The sequence below is a fragment of the Candidiatus Paracoxiella cheracis genome, from assembly GCF_049348705.1.
Taxonomy (GTDB): domain Bacteria; phylum Pseudomonadota; class Gammaproteobacteria; order Coxiellales; family Coxiellaceae; genus Paracoxiella; species Paracoxiella cheracis.
In genome coordinates this window covers 849,059-867,516 of sequence record NZ_CP186485.1, presented here as the reverse complement: position 1 = coordinate 867,516, position 18,458 = coordinate 849,059, and the positions used below count along the sequence as shown (strand labels likewise).

Here is an 18,458-nt window from a genome sequence, read left to right as displayed (position 1 = left end):
ATCTGTAGGCTACTTAGTACCTCTATAGTACTTTTACCACCGCAAAACATTAATTCTAAGCTCTTTACTGCAATTGAACGCTATGTAGTTAGCTCAAAATAGATTTCAAGAGGCACTCTTATTTATAAAGAAATTTTATGTTTAATCCCGATATTTTCTAAAAAGGTATCATCATGCGAAACAGCTAAAATCGCTCCTTGATAGAGGTTTAAGGCCTCTTCAACGGCTTCAATAGTTTCTAAATCAAGATGATTCGTCGGCTCATCAAGAATAATAATTTTTGGGGCATGGGATGCCATGAGACTCACAGCAAGACCTGCCCGCATTCTTTCACCACCACTCAATTGACTCACCAATTTTTCTGCCTCTTTATTACGAAACTTAAAAGAAGCTAGCGCAAAATAAGCATCAAAAGGCTTAGCATCTGGGTTTAATCGTAAATAGTTTTCAACAATGCTGGTATTGGAGTCCAGAAAACTAACTGTTTGGTCTAGATAGGCAATGCTATCGACACCGATGCTTATCTTACCTCTACAAGGAGATAGCAATCCTCTGATGAGCTGGATTAACGTCGACTTCCCACATCCATTCGGACCCATGATAGCAATACGATTCGGCCCTACCAGTGTTAAATTGAAATCATTAATGAGGCTCTCTTTTTTATCATAGCCAAAATAGAGATTCTCAATCTGGATAACAGTTTTGCCGCTCGGAATTTTTGTATTCTCAAGATTTATATTTAATTCTTCTTGCACCTCAAGTTTAGCAAGAGCTGCTGATAACTCGGCATTTACGACTGTTAATTTACGGTCAGCTTGCAATCTAATACGGCGATTGGTACTTTCACTTCTGCCCTTTTTTGATTTGATTTCAATTTTGTTGTAACTACCCTTTCCTTTAATTTGTTTTATTTTTTCTTTTCGCCCACGAGATTCATGTTGTTGATGCCGTTCCATCCGAGTTTGTATAGCCTGCTTTGATTTTGTTAAAATTTCAGAACGTGCTTGTATTTCTTGTTCTAGTGCTTGCTGCTTTATCTTTTTTTGTTCTTTATAAAAATCGTAATTTCCACCATAGAGATCAATTCCTTTTGTGTTTATTTCAATAATTCTGTCACATCGATTTAATAAAGCTCTATCGTGGCTAACGATGAGCATTCCTTTCAGTGAATTTTCAACATATTGATATAAAACATCACGCCCTCTTGCATCCAGATTATTGGTAGGCTCATCAAAGAGAATAAAATCGGCTTTGAATATTAACGTTTTGGCAAGTAGTACCTTGGTTTTTTGCCCACCACTTAATTCATGAAATAACTGACTAATATCCATCGGCCATAGATTAAACGCACTAAGCGCATCTTCAATACGTTTTTCAATATCCCATTGATCACGCACTCTCTCAAAATCATTTTCATTAATGCTGCCATCATTAATTCGCTTAATAGCCTGTAAAATTGAGGCGACCTCTAGAACTTCAGCAATCGTTGCAAAGCGATCGATAGAGGTATGTGACTGTGGACTATAAATAATGTGCCCTGAACTCAGCACGGTGCCGCTATCCGGTAATAACCTTCCTAGTATTAATTTAAGAAAGGTCGTTTTGCCGACACCATTGCGCCCGACAATACCGTACTTTAGCGATTCAAAAGTTAAGTTGACCCCGCTGAATCGAACTGGAGTTTGATCCAAATGAAAGGATAGATTGTTCAGAATGATTTGAGGTGTTGTCGCCATGCTTGATCTCTTTTCAGAAGGTGAATTCCAGGCTTCGTTCGTCATACAAAGCCACTATGAAAAAGATTAATTACGCACGGGACTAATACCTCGTAAGAGTAGTGAAAAACAGCCTTTATTATAGCACAGTGTGATCTAATTACGCAAAGAACCGCTCGATCGATTCTCTCTGCCCCATCACATCGTCATAACCCAGCTCAGCCAGCTCCCTGCAATAAATAGATTCGAATAACAAGAAACTTAAAAAGTCACCGGAATGAGTAGACGATCCAAATGCATTCAGTAAATAGCGTAGAAACGATGGCAGTACTTTCTCTTTACCCTCAGCCATTTCACCGAGATCTTCTGAGGGACGTAAAAATAAAACATCTATTTTTTTCCACAGCTCTGCTTTGCGCTCAAAATCAGGGATCAAGTCAAGTTTTGTATTGATGTGGAGCAACATATTTAAATCTCGTTCCAAGTTATCGAGAAAAAGCGCATTCAACATTGTTCCTAATACTTTCCCAAAAGTTACCTCACCTGGCTGTGCCGTGTGAATGCCTGTTCTCGTCACGGTGACGCGTCGAGTACCAATAATTAAAATAGAATCGGCTCCAAGACGAATTGCTGCGCGCAATGGATTCGAATGTCGCAGACCACCATCGCCGTAATGATAAACACCTATTTTTATGGCAGGAAAGAACAAGGGAAAAGCTGCAGATGCCATGATGTGGTCAGAATGTATTTTTGTAACTCGCGATGAATGACGAATTTTTTCCCAGTGATTAATCTCTTCGTTAGATTGAATAAATGAAACTGTTTCAGGCGCATCATAACAGGTGGCAGCTACTTCAAATGATGACAGTAGATTTTGTTCAAAGTTGCGATTTATTCTTGAATAGTCTAAATGCTCATCGAGCAGTTCCCTTAACGGAGTTGTATCTAATAAATATTGCCCACCTTCCTTTGGCCAACGAATAATCATGCTGGATATATTTCGCAGAACAGAACGTGTCAACGATAAATTTCCGACACGAAAAATTTTACCGCAATGCAGTTGCGACCAGAGCTCAGCGAGATCTTTCATCCCCGCAGAAAAGTTATCGGCATGATTGACAAGATAAGCAGCATTGATTGAGCCGGCACTGACACCACTCACAATTTGAAAAGGAATTTTTGGGGTATTCAGTATTTCACCGATGGCTTTTAAGACACCCGCTTGATAAGCACCGCGTGCTCCACCACCTGAAAGGAAAATGGCTCGTTTCATTCTTGCATCCCTATCGTGAATGACAGACCATAATCATACTCTAGCATAACCGTAAGGACTATATTCGTTCCGCTTACAATAAGAAATTTCAATTGCGGCATAGGGATTGAGGGTCCTGTTTTGCGGGCGTAAGTACGATGGAGGTACTTAGCAGCCAGGGATGCTGATTCCCGAAAAACAGGACACCCAATCCTGATACGCAAGCAATTGAGAACCTTTTGTCACTGCTTATTACGAATGCGTCGAATCAAGTTCGTTATGACGTTACCCGGCCCTATTTCTACGATATCTGTTTCCCCTTGTGCGATAAGATATTCGGTTGTTTCCACCCAGCGGACAGGATGCGTAATCTGCTCTGACAACAATCCAGCCACATCGTCTGATTTATAAGGGTTTGCAGTTACATTCGCGATAACAGGGATTTTAGGGGAAGAAAACGAGAATGCTGAAATAAAACGTTCAAATTGTTTTTGTGCTTCTTTCATGAATGGTGAATGAAAGGCCCCACTAGTTTTTAAGGGTAAAAATCGCACGCCCTCTATTTGTTTAAAAACCGAGGCAGCCTGATCTATTTCCTCTTTCGAACCCGCAATGACTATTTGATTATAAGTATTATAATTTGCAACACATAATGAAGAAAAATGATGTTCTTGGAATAATTGATTTAGCTGGTCTGCGCTTAAACCAATTACGGCTGCCATGCCGCCATCATGCGCTTGACTCATTAATTCACCACGTTTTTGGACCAATTTCAACCCTGTTTCAAAATCAAAAACCTCAGCGGCCAACAACGCATTGTATTCACCCAAACTATGACCCGCAGCATAATCAGGTTTTACACCATCTGTTTCTCGTTTCTGATAATAAGCCAATGCATTCACAATATAGAGTGCTGGTTGTGTGAATTGGGTTTGATTGAGCTTTTGATTAGGATCGTTTGTGCATAAATCAACAATAGAATAACCTAGTATGTCATCAGCTTGCCTGACAGTGTCAGGGAATGCTGTAAATAAATCTTGCCCCATTCCAACTTTTTGTGAACCCTGTCCAGGAAAAACATAAGCAACCATATTAACCCTCTTAAAAAATTTATCGTAACAGAAAACGTTCAGCACCAAAGCGAATAGTTATTCCTAATCGACTAATCCTAATTCTTTAACAGCATCTCGTTCACTGCGTAACTCATCTAAAGTTGCTTTTAATTTTTCTTGACCAAATTCATTATGTTTTATATCGGTGATGACATTCACTTTGCCGTTTTTTGTGCGACATGGAAAAGAAAATATTAACCCCTCATCCACACCGTATTCCCCTTGAGAACATAAACACACCGAATAACTTTCGTTAGTAGGTGTATCGTGCACTAAACTATAGACGCTGTTTAATGCAGCATTGGCAGCGGATGCAGCAGAAGACGCACCTCGTGCTTTAATCACAGCCGCACCACGTTGCTGAATAATGGGAATAAATTCTTTGGTTAACCAATTTTCGTCTTTAATAACATCGGTGACCAGTTTATCGTTGATCATGGCATGGTAAAAATCGGGATATTGTGTGGAAGAATGATTGCCCCAAATATTGATGTTTTTTACGTCGTTGACGGTTACGCCCGCTTTAATTGCAAGCTGTGCCATCGCGCGATTTTGATCCAGGCGCGTCATCGCATAAAAACGATCGTTGGGAACATCCGGTGCATTATTCATCGCGATCAAGCAATTTGTATTGCAAGGATTACCAACAACAAATACACGCACATCATCAGCCGCATTATCATTAATCGCCTTACCCTGCGCTCTAAAGATAGCACCATTTTTTTCTAAAAGATCGGAGCGCTCCATACCTGCTTTGCGAGGAGCAGCACCGACTAAAATCGTCCAATTTACATCTTTAAAAGCAACATTTGGATCAGCGCTCATTTTTACGTTGCGCAATAAAGGAAATGCACAATCCTCTAACTCCATGATTAAACCTTTCAACGCAGGTAATGCGGGCTCAACTTCTAATAAATGTAAATCTACAGTGACATCAGGACCAAACGCTTGACCCGAGGCTAAGCGAAACAATAAAGCATAACCAATTTGACCTGCTGAACCACTCACAGCAACTTTTACGTGTTTTGTCACTTTTGTCTCCTCTTCTCTTTGATAAGTGTGATAACTTTTGCAGCTTGGGTAGGATCCCCCATAGCAACAAACGGTGGATTGACGAGCGAATCTTTAGTGTTATATTGCAGCGCTTCGCCGTCGAAATCAACTATGACACCACCTGCTTCTTCCAAAATACATTGCGATGCAGCCGTATCCCATTCGCTGGTTTCTCCAAAACGCGGATAAATATCGCCTCTTCCTTCTGCAATCCAACAAAATTTCAATGAGCTATTGAGGCGAATGATATGGCATTCATGTATGTCTTTGAATAAATTTAGCAATCGAGACGAATGCAAATAATGACCCAGTAGCACACGAAAAGACTGCCAATTCATGCGAGAGACACGAATAGCTTCGGGATCTTGATCTGCTATTTGTTTATACGCTCCCTCACCCTGCACCGCGAAATAAAGCAATTTCATAACGGGAGCGTAAACGATACCGACAACGGGTCGACGATGCTGAATCAATGCGATATTAACAGTAAACTCATCTCGATTTTCGATAAATCCGCGTGTTCCGTCTAAAGGGTCGACCAACCAATATCGCGACCACTGCGAGCGCGTTGAATAAGGGGCGATTACATCTTCTTCCGACACCAACGGAATATCAGGCGTTAATTGTTTTAAACCCGTTTGGATAATTTCATGAGCGGATAAATCAGCTTCAGTTAATACCGTATTGTCTTGTTTGCGACTAACATTTAATTGATCAGACGACTGCCCATAATAATTTAGAATCCCTGCGCCGGCTTCTTTGGCGAGTAAAATGACGGGTTTTAACCATTGCATCCACTCTTCATCACCCATGTCGGCTTCTCTCGACTAAGAACAAAGCAGCAACGCTACGCGCCTCATGAAATTCCGGATTTGCCAATAACTCATCTATGTTATTGAGTTTCCAGGGAATAACTTCCATGGGCTCTGGTTCATCGCCGCTTTCAATCTGACGATAGAGGTTTTTTGCTAAAACAACATGCATCATCGAGTGCATATAACCGGGAGATGCGCTGTATCGTGCAATAATGGATAAATCGCGAGCGCCATAACCAACTTCCTCTTTTAATTCGCGATCGGCGGTCACTAACAGGTCTTCATCTACCTCCATAGCGCCTTTTGGAAAGCCCAGCACATACTCATCAACTCCCGCGCTATATTCACGAACCAACAGCACGGTCTCATCGTCCAACATCGGCACGATCATTACCGAACCGTTCGCATGGCCACGAATGCGCTCAAAATGGCGCTCCTGACCGTTTGAGAAACGCAGATGCAGGCCTTCAATATCAAATAGGCGGCTTTGAGCCAATATCGTGGAGTTAAGTAATTCTGGTTTCTTCGGCATCGGCCTCATCCTGTTTTGATGCAATAACGAGGCTCTTAGTTTAACGCGAAATGCATCGAACCAAAAGCATGGTAAAATCTATCCCCTATGAAAAATACATCCACCCATCTGCCACTGAGCCTCTATATCCACACCCCTTGGTGTATTCGAAAGTGTCCTTACTGCGATTTTAATTCGCACGCAGTACGTGGTGAGCTGCCAGAAAAAGAGTATATCAATGCCTTACTGTCGGATTTAAAAAATAATTTAGCGGTCATTGAAAAGCGAAAAATTCATTCGGTTTTTATTGGGGGTGGCACACCGAGTTTATTTTCCGCAAAATCATACGAAACTTTATTCACACAATTACAGCAGTATTTAGACTTTTCAATGGATGTTGAAATTACCATGGAAGCCAATCCCGGCACCGTCGAGCAATCTCGATTTAAAGACTATCGCAGCATAGGCATTAATCGTTTGTCGCTCGGCATTCAAAGTTTACAAAATGAAAAATTAAAAATATTGGGAAGAATTCATTCGAGTGAAGAAGCTATTCGCGCCGTTGATATTGCAAAAAACGCTGGCTTTGATAATTTTAATGTAGATATCATGCATGGGTTACCTGAACAAACAGTTCAAGAAGCATTGTCTGATTTAAAACAGGCATTAGCATTAACACCCACTCACTTATCATGGTATCAACTCACACTAGAACCCAATACTTATTTTCACAAATTTCCACCTCAATTACCGCCAGATGATTTACTTGCAGACATTCAAGATCAAGGCCAACAGTTATTGCACGACTGTGGGTTTGAACATTACGAAGTATCCGCTTATACAAAACCAAATCATCATTGTCGTCACAATATTAACTATTGGGAATTTGGCGATTATATTGGTATCGGTGCTGGCGCACATAGCAAATTGACAGATTTAAACACTGGGACTATTACCCGACATTGGAATGTAAAAAGTCCTAAAGATTATTTAAACCCAACTCAATCTTTTGTGGCCAATAAAAAAATTATCACGCCGCAAGAATTGCCACTTGAATTTATGATGAATGCCCTGCGTTTACAAAAACCCATTACTATTGATTTATTCATTGAGCGAACTGGCCTTGATTTACAAACCATTAAAGCACCACTGACTCAGGCACAAGACAATGGATTTTTGCTGCTTGAGAATAACTCACTTATCACAACCCCTATGGGAAAACGCTATTTGAATGAGGTGCTTCAACTCTTCCTATGACTATGAGCAATAAAAGCCCGAAGGGCATGCGCGATACATACAAACGCTGCTTCTCTGTGCGAAATATCTTACATCACCAATCACATCTAGCTACTATCCTTCAGCCCTTGCCTTGTCTATTATTTATGCACATAGGATCTTCCCCGCCAGGACGGCATAAGGACAGCAATTCAAGGAAGCGGGGAATGGAAGCACCGCAGGATTTAATACCAGGAAGTTCTTTGTGATGGTTTGATGGGGATGGCTACGGATAGTTATCCCTATCATCCAATCACAGGCTTCAGTACAATAAACTCCATGGATAAAACTTCAGTTCTTATTGTCGGTGCCGGCCCTACCGGTTTAACAATGGCTTGCGAACTCGCGCGTCGCGACATTGACTTTCGCATTATTGACAAAAAACCACAGCGAACACAAACCTCTAATGCACTTGGCATTCAAGCACGCACCCTTGAGTTATTTGACGATATGGGCATTGTCGATCGTTTTCTGAGTATCGGTAATAAAACGCATGCCGTCATGATACACGCTGATGGCAAGACAATTGGACATGTCACATTTGATCAACTGGACTCAATGTACAAATTCGCGCTAATGGTTCCCCAAAGCCAAACCGAAAAGCTCTTGGACGAGCGATTAAATGAATTAGGTCATCAAGTTGAGCACGGTGTTGAACTCATTTCGATGACGCAGGATTCAAAACAGGTTATGGCAACATTAAAGCATGCTGACAATAAAAAAGAAGACGTTAAGGCAGATTACGTGGTCGCCTGCGATGGCATTCACAGCGCGGTACGGAAAAGTTTGAACGCCCCATTTCCAGGCGAAGATATTTCACAAGCATTTATTGTTACAGATGCAGAAGTTGACACTAATTTCCCCGTTGATGAATTACACGTTTTTCTAGGGCACAAAAAATTAATCGCCTTTTTTCCCATTACAACGGGTCGATACCGCATTACCACCAATGTCGATGGCGATCAGGCAAAAACAATTTCAGAGCAGCAAGTCAAAACCTTAGTAGAAAAACGCAGTCACGGATTATTTAAAATAACTGAAACAACGTCCATTTTCCCTTTTTGGATACATAGTAAAGTCATTTCACACATGCAACATGGCCGCGTTTTTTTCGCCGGTGATACCGCACATGTACATTCACCTGTCGGCGGCCAAGGCATGAATACCGGCATACAAGATGCCTATAACCTCGCGTGGAAATTAGCGCTCGTCATTCAAGGCAAAGCAAAGCCATCCTTATTAGAGAGTTACAACCCCGAACGTCATCCGGTCATCGAAAACATCGTGAAGACAACCGAACGTATGACCAAGATGATGTTCATCGGTAATCCATTTTTTGTGTGGATTCGAAACCATATAGTCAAGTTCATCACTAGCAAGAGAGTATTTGTGCGAAAAGTAACAATGCAAGTGTCTCAACTGGCTATCCAGTACAAACTGAGCCCAATTATTTTTTATAAATCTGCCATGAGTTCAAGGTCACCGCAAGCTGGTGAAAGAGCACCGGATGTTATTATTACTGAAAATCGATGGCTTTTTGATGTGTTGCGAGGCATTCAGCATAATATTTTATTTTTTACCGGTCTCAATCCAACCGAAAAAGAAATTGCCAACATCACGAGCATCGTGAAGTGGCTGCGTGACACGTATGCTGGCGTAATTAAGGTGAGTGTTATTTCAAAAGATCCTATTGAAAATTGCATTATCGATGAAAATCTAGCGCTGCATAAACGTTATAATGTTCAGTATGCTGGCGTTTTTTTAATACGCCCAGATAATTATATTGCGTATTGTGATAATGTTTTAAACCGAGAAAAGCTAGAGCGTTTTCTTAATCATATTTTCTAAATAAAGAATTTTAATTGTGGCATAGTGATTGAAATCCCCTCTCAATCACGAGACACTGTTTTAAAGCGTAAATAAATCGCTTTACTAACCCCAAATAAACTGATGAGCAGCCAGGCAATTTCAATGATACCAGAAGCCAAATTCCACGTGTAAAATAAAGAAATTAAAATTAAAAAGGAACCGACTAAATTCATTGCTGAATAGGTGATACTATCTTGCTGAAGCCTATCGATTTGCAACAACAAATAGGCTAACAAAACCAAGATGACACCAATAATCCCGATAACGTTGAAATTTTCTGCAAAAAAATGACTTATTATGAACTGACTCCACACTCGATGGCATAACCGCCAAATTTACGGACATTAAGAACTCCCACATCGAGAATTAAATACTGGCCTTTTATACCTTGCAAACGCCCTTCAATCGTCGACGTTTTATCAAGTGACAAACTCGTGACCTTTTGCGGATATTTTAATATGGGATAGCTTAACTCTGTAACTGTTGCGTCTAAGATGGGAGTAATGTCGTCGTCGTTAAACTCTTCCATTGCTGCATTCAACATACCTTCTGCACGTTGTAACAACTCATCACGCGCACCGATCAAATCCATATGCTCAACATCTTGTTTTAACATCGCTCGCCAATTGGTACGATCCGACACAAACGCTTTCAACGCGACTTCAATAACGCCAGCTTGATAGCGATTTGACGCTTTAAAAATGGGGATGGCCTGCTTAGCCCCCTGGTCAATCCAGCGTGTTGGCACTTGCGTTTCCCGCGTAATACCCACTTTTAATCCGGATGAATTTGCCAAATAAATAATTTGACTTTGATAGCAGTGCGCATGCGCCCAATCGTCTTTAGGACACGTTCCTTGTTCAACGTTACATCGCTCTGGATGAATGATACATAAATTGCATTCGGATAATCGTTTTAAACAGGGAAAGCAATATCCTTGCTGAAAACTTTTATTGGTTTTACGACGGCACTGAATGCAATAAATTTCCCCGGTGTGTCGAAGATAAATGGTTTTATCCAGCGTTTCATTGAAAGGAAGCTCATGATCACCTACACGAAACACATACTCAACCGGTGAGTTTGCAACGCCTTTCATTTTTCGCAATGTACCGGTAATTATTTGCATGGATCGTTTTTTACTAAAATATACTCTTCGACGGGTTTGCCGCCAATGAAATGTTCCTGGATAATGCGCTCAATGACTTCCGGTGTACAAGAGTGATACCATATACCATCCGGATAAACAACCGCAATCGGGCCCTGACAACAAACTCGCAAACAATCAGCTTTTGTACGATATATTCCACCATCACCAGTGAGCTCAAGCTCCTTCAGACGCTGTTTCAAATACGCCCAAGATTCCAACCCAATATTTTTAGGGCAACATTTTGGTTTATTTTGATCACAACATAGAAAAATATGATGCTTAATCTTCCTTAATTTTAGTGTATCAACTTTGCATTGAAGTTCAGAAATTTCATCAGATTTCATGTTGGCTCCCTCAACCCTTTGAAAAATTCAGCATACGATCTAAAGGTATTTTTGCCTTCTCAACAATATTGGGCTCCACGAATACCTCTTCGCTCCCTGTTAATAAAGACTGTTCTAAGTTCACCAAGTTATTCATCGCCATCCAAGGACAGTGTGCACAACTCTGGCAAGTGGCACCCTCACCCGCCGTGGGTGCCTCTAAAAATGTTTTGTAAGGCGATGCTTGTTGCATTTTATAAAAAATACCACGGTCCGTGGCGACAATAAACATTTCATTGTTTAGTTCTTGGCTAGCTTTTAATAATTGCGACGTTGAACCCACAACGTCTGCTTGTTCAGTCACCGAAGGCGGTGATTCTGGGTGCACCAACACAGCCGCATCGGGATATTCTTTTCTCAATTCTGCAAGCGCTTGCGCTTTAAATTCCTCATGAACGATACAAGCACCTTCCCACGTAATCATATCGGCATCAGTCATTTTTTTAATATAGCTACCAAGATATTTATCCGGTGCATATAATATTTTCTCACCTTGCGAATCCAAATGATCAATGATATCGATAGCATTGGATGAGGTCAGAACCCAATCGGCACGGGCTTTTACGGCAGCCGATGTATTACAATAGACAACAACGGTGCGATCAGGATGTTCATCACAAAATTCTGAAAACTTTTCGATCGGACAACCTATGTCTAGCGAACAAGTGGCTTTTAAAGTTGGCATTAAAACACGTTTTTCGGGATTAATTATCTTTGCACTTTCACCCATAAAACGCACACCAGCAACCATTAGTGTCGATGCCGTCGATTCAGATCCAAATTGAGCCATGGCAAGCGAATCACCGACGAAGCCGTTTGTTTCATCGGCAAGTTCTTGAATTTCTGGATCCGTATAATAATGCGCGATAACAACCGCGTCTTCAGCTTTCAGCAAATGACGTAAACGATCAATTGCGTCCTTGCGCTCTGTTAATAATGGTACTGACATGATTTAGTATTGTGGCTCGGTCACTTATTTGCATCCGATGTCGGATGATGTATCTTCCAAGTCTCAAATCCACCAATCAAGCTATATATTTCTTTAAAACCCTGCTCTACCAAGTGCTGTGCCACCGACTGACTGCTAATGCCGTGGTAACAGTACAGGAGCACGGGCTTGTTTTTGTCCGCATGGTCACAGTAGTCCTGCATTTTAGCGACTGACAAATGGATCGCATTGGTAATATGTCCGTTGTCATAACTATCCTGATCTCGCACATCCGCAATCACAACCTCCCGCTCGTTGATCAATTGCTCTGCTTCTGTGTGTGAGATTTGTTTATACATAGTTCAATTTCCTTCTGATTGGCCCAGTTGGCAGAGATTATATCCTAGATTAGGAGTTAAGTGTTAGGTGTCAGAGACTGATACGGAATTTCGATTGCGGCAGAGAGTTTAGGGTTACTGTTTTTCGGGCGTAAGTACCATTTGGACTTTGGATAAATTTATAAAAATAATTAAAAATTGCTTGACATAGAAACCGAAAAAAAATTTTACGTTGTAAACAACGTTTGTTCGAAAAAATAAAATAAGGAACAAACGATGTTAGCGACAGAAAAACTAAAACAATTCCGTACATTCCTCTACAACATCTTCCCCGCGCGACGCGATGCCAATATGAATTTACTCGATGCCCTTTCAAGCCATGGCCATCGCTGCAAAACACCCATAGAATTATGTGAATCGCCATACTTTGAACGTGAATACAGTAGTATTACCGATGCGATTAGCGATGGTTTGTCGGTAGCAAATTGTTGGGATAGCATGATGAAAATACAATATGAACATGTGAGTCATAGCGATGACCGTGTGATCATTATTGCGGATACGACACCACAGTCGCGTCAAAGTGCACACTGTGTTGAAGATCGCCATGTGGTTTACAGCCCTAATCCAGCACCGGGTAACAAACCGATTACCATTGGACATGAATATTCAACGGTATCACTATTGCCCAATGATGGTGCAGCTCAAGAAAAGCATTGGTTAGTTCCACTGGATACGAGGCGCGTTAAAAGCGATGAAAAAGGCAATGTAGTTGGGATGCAGCAAATTAACCGTTGTATTGCAGACTTAGCGCTTACTCATAAATTGGTGGTTAGCGTGGCTGATTCAAAATATGGTACAGAAGCTTGCCGTAAACTGGTTAGCGAAAATCCCAATTGGGTACATCTTTTCCGTTTTAACAGTACCCGTAATGTTTTCGCGCCCGCATCAATAGAAGATAATACCTCAGGAAGTATAAAACGCTATGGTGATGCGATGAAACTAAACGACAGCACGACTCACCGTGAATCCGATGAGATTGTGCAGCAACCCATTACAACCCGCAGTGGCAAAACTTACCAATTGGAGATTAAAATATGGCGTGACCAATTCCTGCGTGGTTCAAAGCAATTTAAAGGATATGAGCATCCTGTTACTGTTGTGCAATTGGTTGCGGTTGATGCTAACGGTAAATCTTTATATAAAAATCCACTCTGGTTAGGACTCGCTGGTGAACGACGTAATGAAATCACAGCATTAGAAGCCTATCACTATTACGATAGACGCTATGACATTGAACACTACTTTCGTTTTGGTAAAGACAAACTGTTATTTGACCGATACCAAACACCGGATGTTAAGCACGAAGAAGATTGGTGGCGGATGACAGCATTAGCGTATACGCAACTTTATCTAGCGAGGAATCTTGCCCCGATTTTACCGAAAAAATGGGAGCGGTATTTGCCGAGCTTCCAAGTGGATAACGAAAAACCATCAATAACTGCGACCCCTTCACAAACGCAACGGGGTTTTTCTACGGTGCTTGATACCGTTGGCACGCCTGCTAATCTCTGCAAACCACGCGGTAATCCGCAAGGCAGAACCAAAGGTGATACGCAGGGGAAACGCACGCGACATCCTGCTATTTTCAAAAATAGCAACTCAAAAATTAACAAGCGTGTCGCGATGCTCGTGATAGATTATTGCCATCCCTGTCAATAATCGACTCGCAATACGCGACAACTTAAATAGCCGCGGACGTCCTCGTCGCCCGCGCTCCGCGACCTCACGGCTCGACTACGCACGGGCTCTCAAATGACTTGACGGCTCGTAAAGATTTTTTGCAGTCGCTTACGCTCGGCAAAAAATCCGAGCCTACCGCGGAATACGCGCCTTCGCTTCGCTCTCCATGGCGCGCATCGAACGATTCAGAGGACTGAAGAAAAGACGCAAAACTCAGACCCTGAAAAAATAGAGGATTTGATTGGGATAGTAAAATCATGGTTGGATAAAATAAATTTTACACCTGAGAAATTCTACGAATTGCTGCAAAAAACAGCTTAAGATTTAGAAACTCACATTTTTTGATTATTGTCCTAACTGGCAAGGGATTTTATTTATCCAAAGTCCAATACCATGGAAGTACTTAGCAGCCAAGGATGGCGATTCCCGAAAAACAGTAACCCCAAACTCGGCTAGCCAAGCAATCGAAATTCCTTACAAGCAAACTGACATCCCAGCTCAGCAATCCAATTGACTAGCCAACCGCTAAACCCTGGAAATCTCATAATTATCAAATAAATAATCTAACCACAAATCGGCAAGTCTTTCTTGGGTGCGATTTTGGTCCAAACGCTCATCAATATTACCTATATCTACCTTCTCAAGCGGCTGATGCTGCCACGAACAGGCATAAACGGCTTTGGTACGTTTGCCAGTCGCTGGATCAATTTGCCATTGCAAGCATTGCGCACACACTCCTTTCAACATGCACTGCATCGGCCCATAGACTGAGGTAATGAATTCTGTGCCGGGTGAAAAATAATCTTTGAGAATTCCTGATCGAGATTGCTGAACTCGCCTTATCATATTAGTAGAGCCCACAACAATAACTTGGGACACTTCTTTTAATAAGAGGGGCACATAATCACGCAGCGCAGTAATCAATTCACCGCTGGCAGAAGCATCTTGCGCTCGGCCAGGCTTTACCAATTCGCCGGATTCCGTTAACCATAAAATAATATCAGCCGCTTGCTCCAACTCCTCTTTACAATACAGTTCATCGGCAGAGCGCATGCAAGCCACATAAAAAACACGATGACCTCGTTCATGCAAGGCAGGACCTAAAGAACGCAAGTGCCCCGCTGCCATCGTGCCACCAATAATCATCACGGTTTTGTGTTCTCCGTCGGGAAACTTGCTCCAACAGCCCGTCGGGCCCATCATTGAAATATGCTGCCCCGGCTGAAACGTAGCGACTAATCGTGAACTCGCACCACGTTCTATGATCATCAAATTTATGATATCGGGTTCCTCACGATTTTTTGCACCCACCATGGCCATAGCTTCTGTTTGCAATCGCGTATCACCAATAATCGGCGCCAAGCATTCGTAATTTTGTAAGCGAAAAAATTGACCCGGGCGAAAGTTACGTGCTGGCATGGGGGCTCGTACTTTTAACTCCACTCTGTTAGGTGAGTGACGTCTGACTGAAATAACTTTAGCTTGAAACATGCCTGCCATCTGCTGGCGGAATTTTTGATACTCTTTAACATCACCTATTACATTACTATTTTTCAATATTGATTTGATTATTTTTGGAAAAGAGCGCTTTGCCGAAGCAATGGCTTTCACTACACTGCCATGGAAAATAGGATGCGTATCGCCTAAAAATGTGACTTTGTGATCACCCTTTTCATAACTTGTAAAGGGACCAAAGTCTGTCATTTTACAATTACCCATCTCGTGCACTGGCTTTAGTTCATTATCAACATATTCAAAACGTTCGTAATTAAATCCATCACGCAAAAAAGTATCGCGATGTTCGTATTCATAAGCGATATTTGGTCTCGCACCCGTTGCCACAAAAATCGATCGTGCCGGTAATGTTTGCTCTTCATCTGTCGCCATCCACACGCCTTCTTCATCCATCACGCGCCATTGGCACACCAAGGCAGCGACTCGACCATATTCATCTAATTTTGCAGCTTTTGGCTCTAACCCTTCGGCATAATAAATACCTTCCTCTAAGGCCTTAATCATTTCTTCGTGATTACGTTTGTACGCAGGCGACTCTTGCATCGTGCGACGATAGGCAACTGTTACCCCACCCCATCCTCGAATCAATTTAATAAAGTTAGGTTCACGATTTTCTTGCTTGGCAAGTTGTCGTTCTGCTACGACTGTTTGGGCGTGTTGTAAAAATTCATCGAGAATTCCAAGCGAAGGAGATTCAAAACGAGATCTTACAGTATCTTCTCCAAAATATTTAACAAGCACTTGATATCGTTTTAGAATTTTTTCTATCTGTGTAATATAATACGCTTGTACCTCCGTCGCGGTATCGATCGCCGTTAAACCGCCACCAATAACAATCGCCGGCAGGCGAACTTGCAAATTCGCAAGGCTTGACGCCTTTCCTGCACCCGTTAACTGCAATGCCATTAAAAAATCGTTAGCTTGTCGCATACCCGGTGCCAAGCTGTGCGGAATACTTAGCTCGCGGGGAAGACCCGCACCCACAGCAACCGCTAAATGATCAAATCCTAAAGTCCAAGCATCTTCTACAGTTAATGTACCACCAAAACGAATGCTTCCAAATACTTGAAAATAAGGGCGCCGCATTAAACTAATATAAATTAATTTTAGGAAGTTTTTATCCCAGCGAACGGTAATGCCGTATTCCGCCACACCACCAAAGCCGGCCGTGACACGGTTATCCAACCGCTCTTTTAAATCATCATAACGGTGAATCGGTTGCTCAATTAATTCTTTGGATAAGGGCTCAATTTTCAAACCCTCTGTACCCACCACGGCAAACCCTTCCATGAGTAAATGATGCGCCAGTGTAAATCCAGCCGGGCCCATCCCCATAATTAATACTTTTTTACCGTTATAAGGCTTTGCAACAAACTGATCCGATCGCAGCGGATTCCAACGTGTCAGTAAATCATAAATCTCCACGCCCCAAGGTAAATCTAAGACATCCGTTAAAATTCTTGTCTCAGTTTGCGGAATATTAACAGGTTCTTGCTTTTGATAGATGCAGGCTTTCATACAATCGTTGCAAATGCGATGCCCTGTCACCGGACACATGGGATTGTCAATCATGATAGCTGCCAAGGCACCGATACCATAACCATTTTTTTTCAGCACATGCATCTCGGAAATCTTTTCATCCAAGGGACATCCTGTTAAGGTGTCACCTAAAGGATTAATCTTAAGACCTTGCTCTGCCTTTCCTTTTTTAACCGGAAATCCTTTTGAACAGAAATCACCATCCGTCTTATGGCAATAAACACAATAGTGAATTTGGTCTAATGCTTGTCGCTCAGTCATGCGATGATCGGTCAAGCAAAAACCATCGCGATAACGGAAGTGCTCTTGTGGACCTTCGAGTCGGCCGATAGGATCATCGGCTACTGGCAAAGTTTTGACGAGATTCGCATAGTTTAAATGTTCCGGACAATGAAAAATCTCCCACTGTTTGACGGCTTGCCGCCCTGCTTTCTGAGTCACTGCGGCAACACACCACTGAACCAAGCGCTCTATTTCTAATTGATTGGTTTTGGGATCCGACAGCAATTGCTGGCCCCATGTCGCTACAGCCAACTCACGATCGTCACTATCTAACTTTCTTTCTTTCAAATGGAGGCTTACCCATTGATCTAACTCTGAAAATTCAGGTAGCTGATCTGATTTTCTCAAGGCACGTCGAGCTTCACGTAAGACATAGTATTTTTTGAATGCGAAAATAGGATCGTTGCTCAGTGTTGCTGCTTGCAACCTAGCGACAGCATCTTCAATGATAAACAGCTCGGCAATAAATGCTTCAAGCACAGGTGCACATTGAATGATCAACTCACTGAGTTCGATAGGGCTGAATTCCAGCCCCCGACGATAGTTTAATAATTGACCATGCAGAAGCTCATCCACTTCACGCAAGCTATTGAGAAAAGTCTGATCCAGCTCTTTAAGGCCATCTGGCGTGAAAAGCGCCTGGAAGGTAAAGCCTTTTAACTTCAATTGAGGTGTTGGCATAGAAAAATGGCCTATTTCATTTTATCAATCGCGAGTTTCGCTAGCACAAAATTCGCGATATAATTATTCGCCTGTAAGCATTGTATCGAGAAGGCCCATGTTTATAAAGAAACACCATCAAAAAACCGAGAAAAACTTCGTCAGCAAAATCGACAAGAAACTGGCTGAATTCAATCGCACCCACCCTAAATCTGCCTCGCAAGATGCAGAAATTAACAAGTACAAACGCCTCTACAAGCTACGCGACCATGCGATCGTTGAAAAGAAGAAAAAGGATATTTGGGAGTTTTGAAGTCGGGA

Annotated in this window: 16 protein-coding genes; 4 read left to right on the top strand and 12 right to left on the bottom strand. The window is 41.9% G+C overall.

Annotated elements, in window-relative coordinates; translation table 11 throughout:
* Window positions 1-122: 122 nt before the first annotated feature.
* The 6 genes from abc-f to nudE all read right to left on the bottom strand — a co-directional run bounded on the left by abc-f (window position 123) and on the right by nudE (window position 6,488).
* Entirely contained in the window at window positions 123-1,736 is a 1,614-nt protein-coding gene (abc-f, locus tag ACJMKR_RS04555; RefSeq protein WP_423063971.1) for a ribosomal protection-like ABC-F family protein, read from the bottom strand.
* A gap of 139 nt (window positions 1,737-1,875) precedes the next feature.
* A complete protein-coding gene (locus ACJMKR_RS04550; RefSeq protein WP_423063970.1) occupies window positions 1,876-2,988 on the bottom strand; it encodes a patatin-like phospholipase family protein in 1,113 nt (370 codons plus the stop codon).
* Window positions 2,989-3,209: 221 nt separating this feature from the next.
* A complete protein-coding gene (gene fabD / locus ACJMKR_RS04545; RefSeq protein WP_423063969.1) occupies window positions 3,210-4,058 on the bottom strand; it encodes an ACP S-malonyltransferase in 849 nt (282 codons plus the stop codon).
* A gap of 63 nt (window positions 4,059-4,121) precedes the next feature.
* Window positions 4,122-5,111, bottom strand: a complete 990-nt coding sequence (locus ACJMKR_RS04540) for a malate dehydrogenase (protein WP_423063968.1) — start codon at window positions 5,109-5,111, stop codon at window positions 4,122-4,124.
* Window positions 5,108-5,944, bottom strand: a complete 837-nt coding sequence (cysQ, locus tag ACJMKR_RS04535; protein ID WP_423063967.1) for a 3'(2'),5'-bisphosphate nucleotidase CysQ — start codon at window positions 5,942-5,944, stop codon at window positions 5,108-5,110. Before cysQ ends, ACJMKR_RS04540 begins: the two co-directional genes overlap by 4 nt.
* Window positions 5,937-6,488: an ADP compounds hydrolase NudE gene (gene nudE / locus ACJMKR_RS04530; protein ID WP_423064187.1), complete on the bottom strand. Its 552-nt coding sequence runs from the start codon at window positions 6,486-6,488 to the stop codon at window positions 5,937-5,939. Before nudE ends, cysQ begins: the two co-directional genes overlap by 8 nt.
* A 78-nt stretch (window positions 6,489-6,566) precedes the next feature.
* On the opposite strand from nudE, the gene hemW reads away from it, so the two are divergent.
* Complete coding sequence (gene hemW / locus ACJMKR_RS04525) at window positions 6,567-7,715, top strand: radical SAM family heme chaperone HemW (protein ID WP_423063966.1); 1,149 nt, start codon at window positions 6,567-6,569, stop codon at window positions 7,713-7,715.
* A 297-nt stretch (window positions 7,716-8,012) separates the two neighbouring features.
* Window positions 8,013-9,581 carry an FAD-dependent monooxygenase gene (locus tag ACJMKR_RS04520; RefSeq protein ID WP_423063965.1) on the top strand — a complete coding sequence of 523 codons (1,569 nt, stop codon included), beginning with the start codon at window positions 8,013-8,015 and terminating at the stop codon, window positions 9,579-9,581.
* Window positions 9,582-9,622: 41 nt separating this feature from the next.
* Here ACJMKR_RS04520 and ACJMKR_RS04515 read toward each other — a convergent pair whose 3' ends face one another.
* From ACJMKR_RS04515 to glpE, 5 genes are read right to left on the bottom strand one after another with little or no spacing between them, the layout of a single operon-like run.
* A complete protein-coding gene (locus tag ACJMKR_RS04515) occupies window positions 9,623-9,838 on the bottom strand; it encodes a CBU_0592 family membrane protein (RefSeq protein ID WP_423063964.1) in 216 nt (71 codons plus the stop codon).
* A gap of 59 nt (window positions 9,839-9,897) precedes the next feature.
* Window positions 9,898-10,728 carry a DUF2797 domain-containing protein gene (locus tag ACJMKR_RS04510; RefSeq protein WP_423063963.1) on the bottom strand — a complete coding sequence of 277 codons (831 nt, stop codon included), beginning with the start codon at window positions 10,726-10,728 and terminating at the stop codon, window positions 9,898-9,900.
* A complete protein-coding gene (locus ACJMKR_RS04505) occupies window positions 10,719-11,093 on the bottom strand; it encodes a (2Fe-2S) ferredoxin domain-containing protein (RefSeq protein ID WP_423063962.1) in 375 nt (124 codons plus the stop codon). Before ACJMKR_RS04505 ends, ACJMKR_RS04510 begins: the two co-directional genes overlap by 10 nt.
* A gap of 10 nt (window positions 11,094-11,103) precedes the next feature.
* The gene (gene nadA / locus ACJMKR_RS04500) at window positions 11,104-12,081 is read right to left on the bottom strand and encodes a quinolinate synthase NadA (protein WP_423063961.1); all 978 of its coding nucleotides are present in this window, start codon (window positions 12,079-12,081) and stop codon (window positions 11,104-11,106) included.
* Window positions 12,082-12,101: 20 nt separating this feature from the next.
* Window positions 12,102-12,419: a thiosulfate sulfurtransferase GlpE gene (glpE, locus tag ACJMKR_RS04495; RefSeq protein WP_423063960.1), complete on the bottom strand. Its 318-nt coding sequence runs from the start codon at window positions 12,417-12,419 to the stop codon at window positions 12,102-12,104.
* Window positions 12,420-12,674: 255 nt separating this feature from the next.
* Here glpE and ACJMKR_RS04490 point away from each other — a divergent pair, with 255 nt between their 5' ends.
* Window positions 12,675-14,120 (top strand): transposase, encoded by a 1,446-nt coding sequence (locus ACJMKR_RS04490; protein ID WP_423063959.1) that lies wholly within the window; start codon window positions 12,675-12,677, stop codon window positions 14,118-14,120.
* A gap of 546 nt (window positions 14,121-14,666) precedes the next feature.
* On the opposite strand, the gene ACJMKR_RS04485 is transcribed toward ACJMKR_RS04490, so the two are convergent.
* Window positions 14,667-18,158 (bottom strand): FAD-dependent oxidoreductase, encoded by a 3,492-nt coding sequence (locus ACJMKR_RS04485; RefSeq protein WP_423063958.1) that lies wholly within the window; start codon window positions 18,156-18,158, stop codon window positions 14,667-14,669.
* A gap of 97 nt (window positions 18,159-18,255) precedes the next feature.
* Here ACJMKR_RS04485 and ACJMKR_RS04480 point away from each other — a divergent pair, with 97 nt between their 5' ends.
* Entirely contained in the window at window positions 18,256-18,450 is a 195-nt protein-coding gene (locus ACJMKR_RS04480; RefSeq protein ID WP_423063957.1) for a CBU_0585 family protein, read from the top strand.
* Window positions 18,451-18,458: the final 8 nt, after the last annotated feature.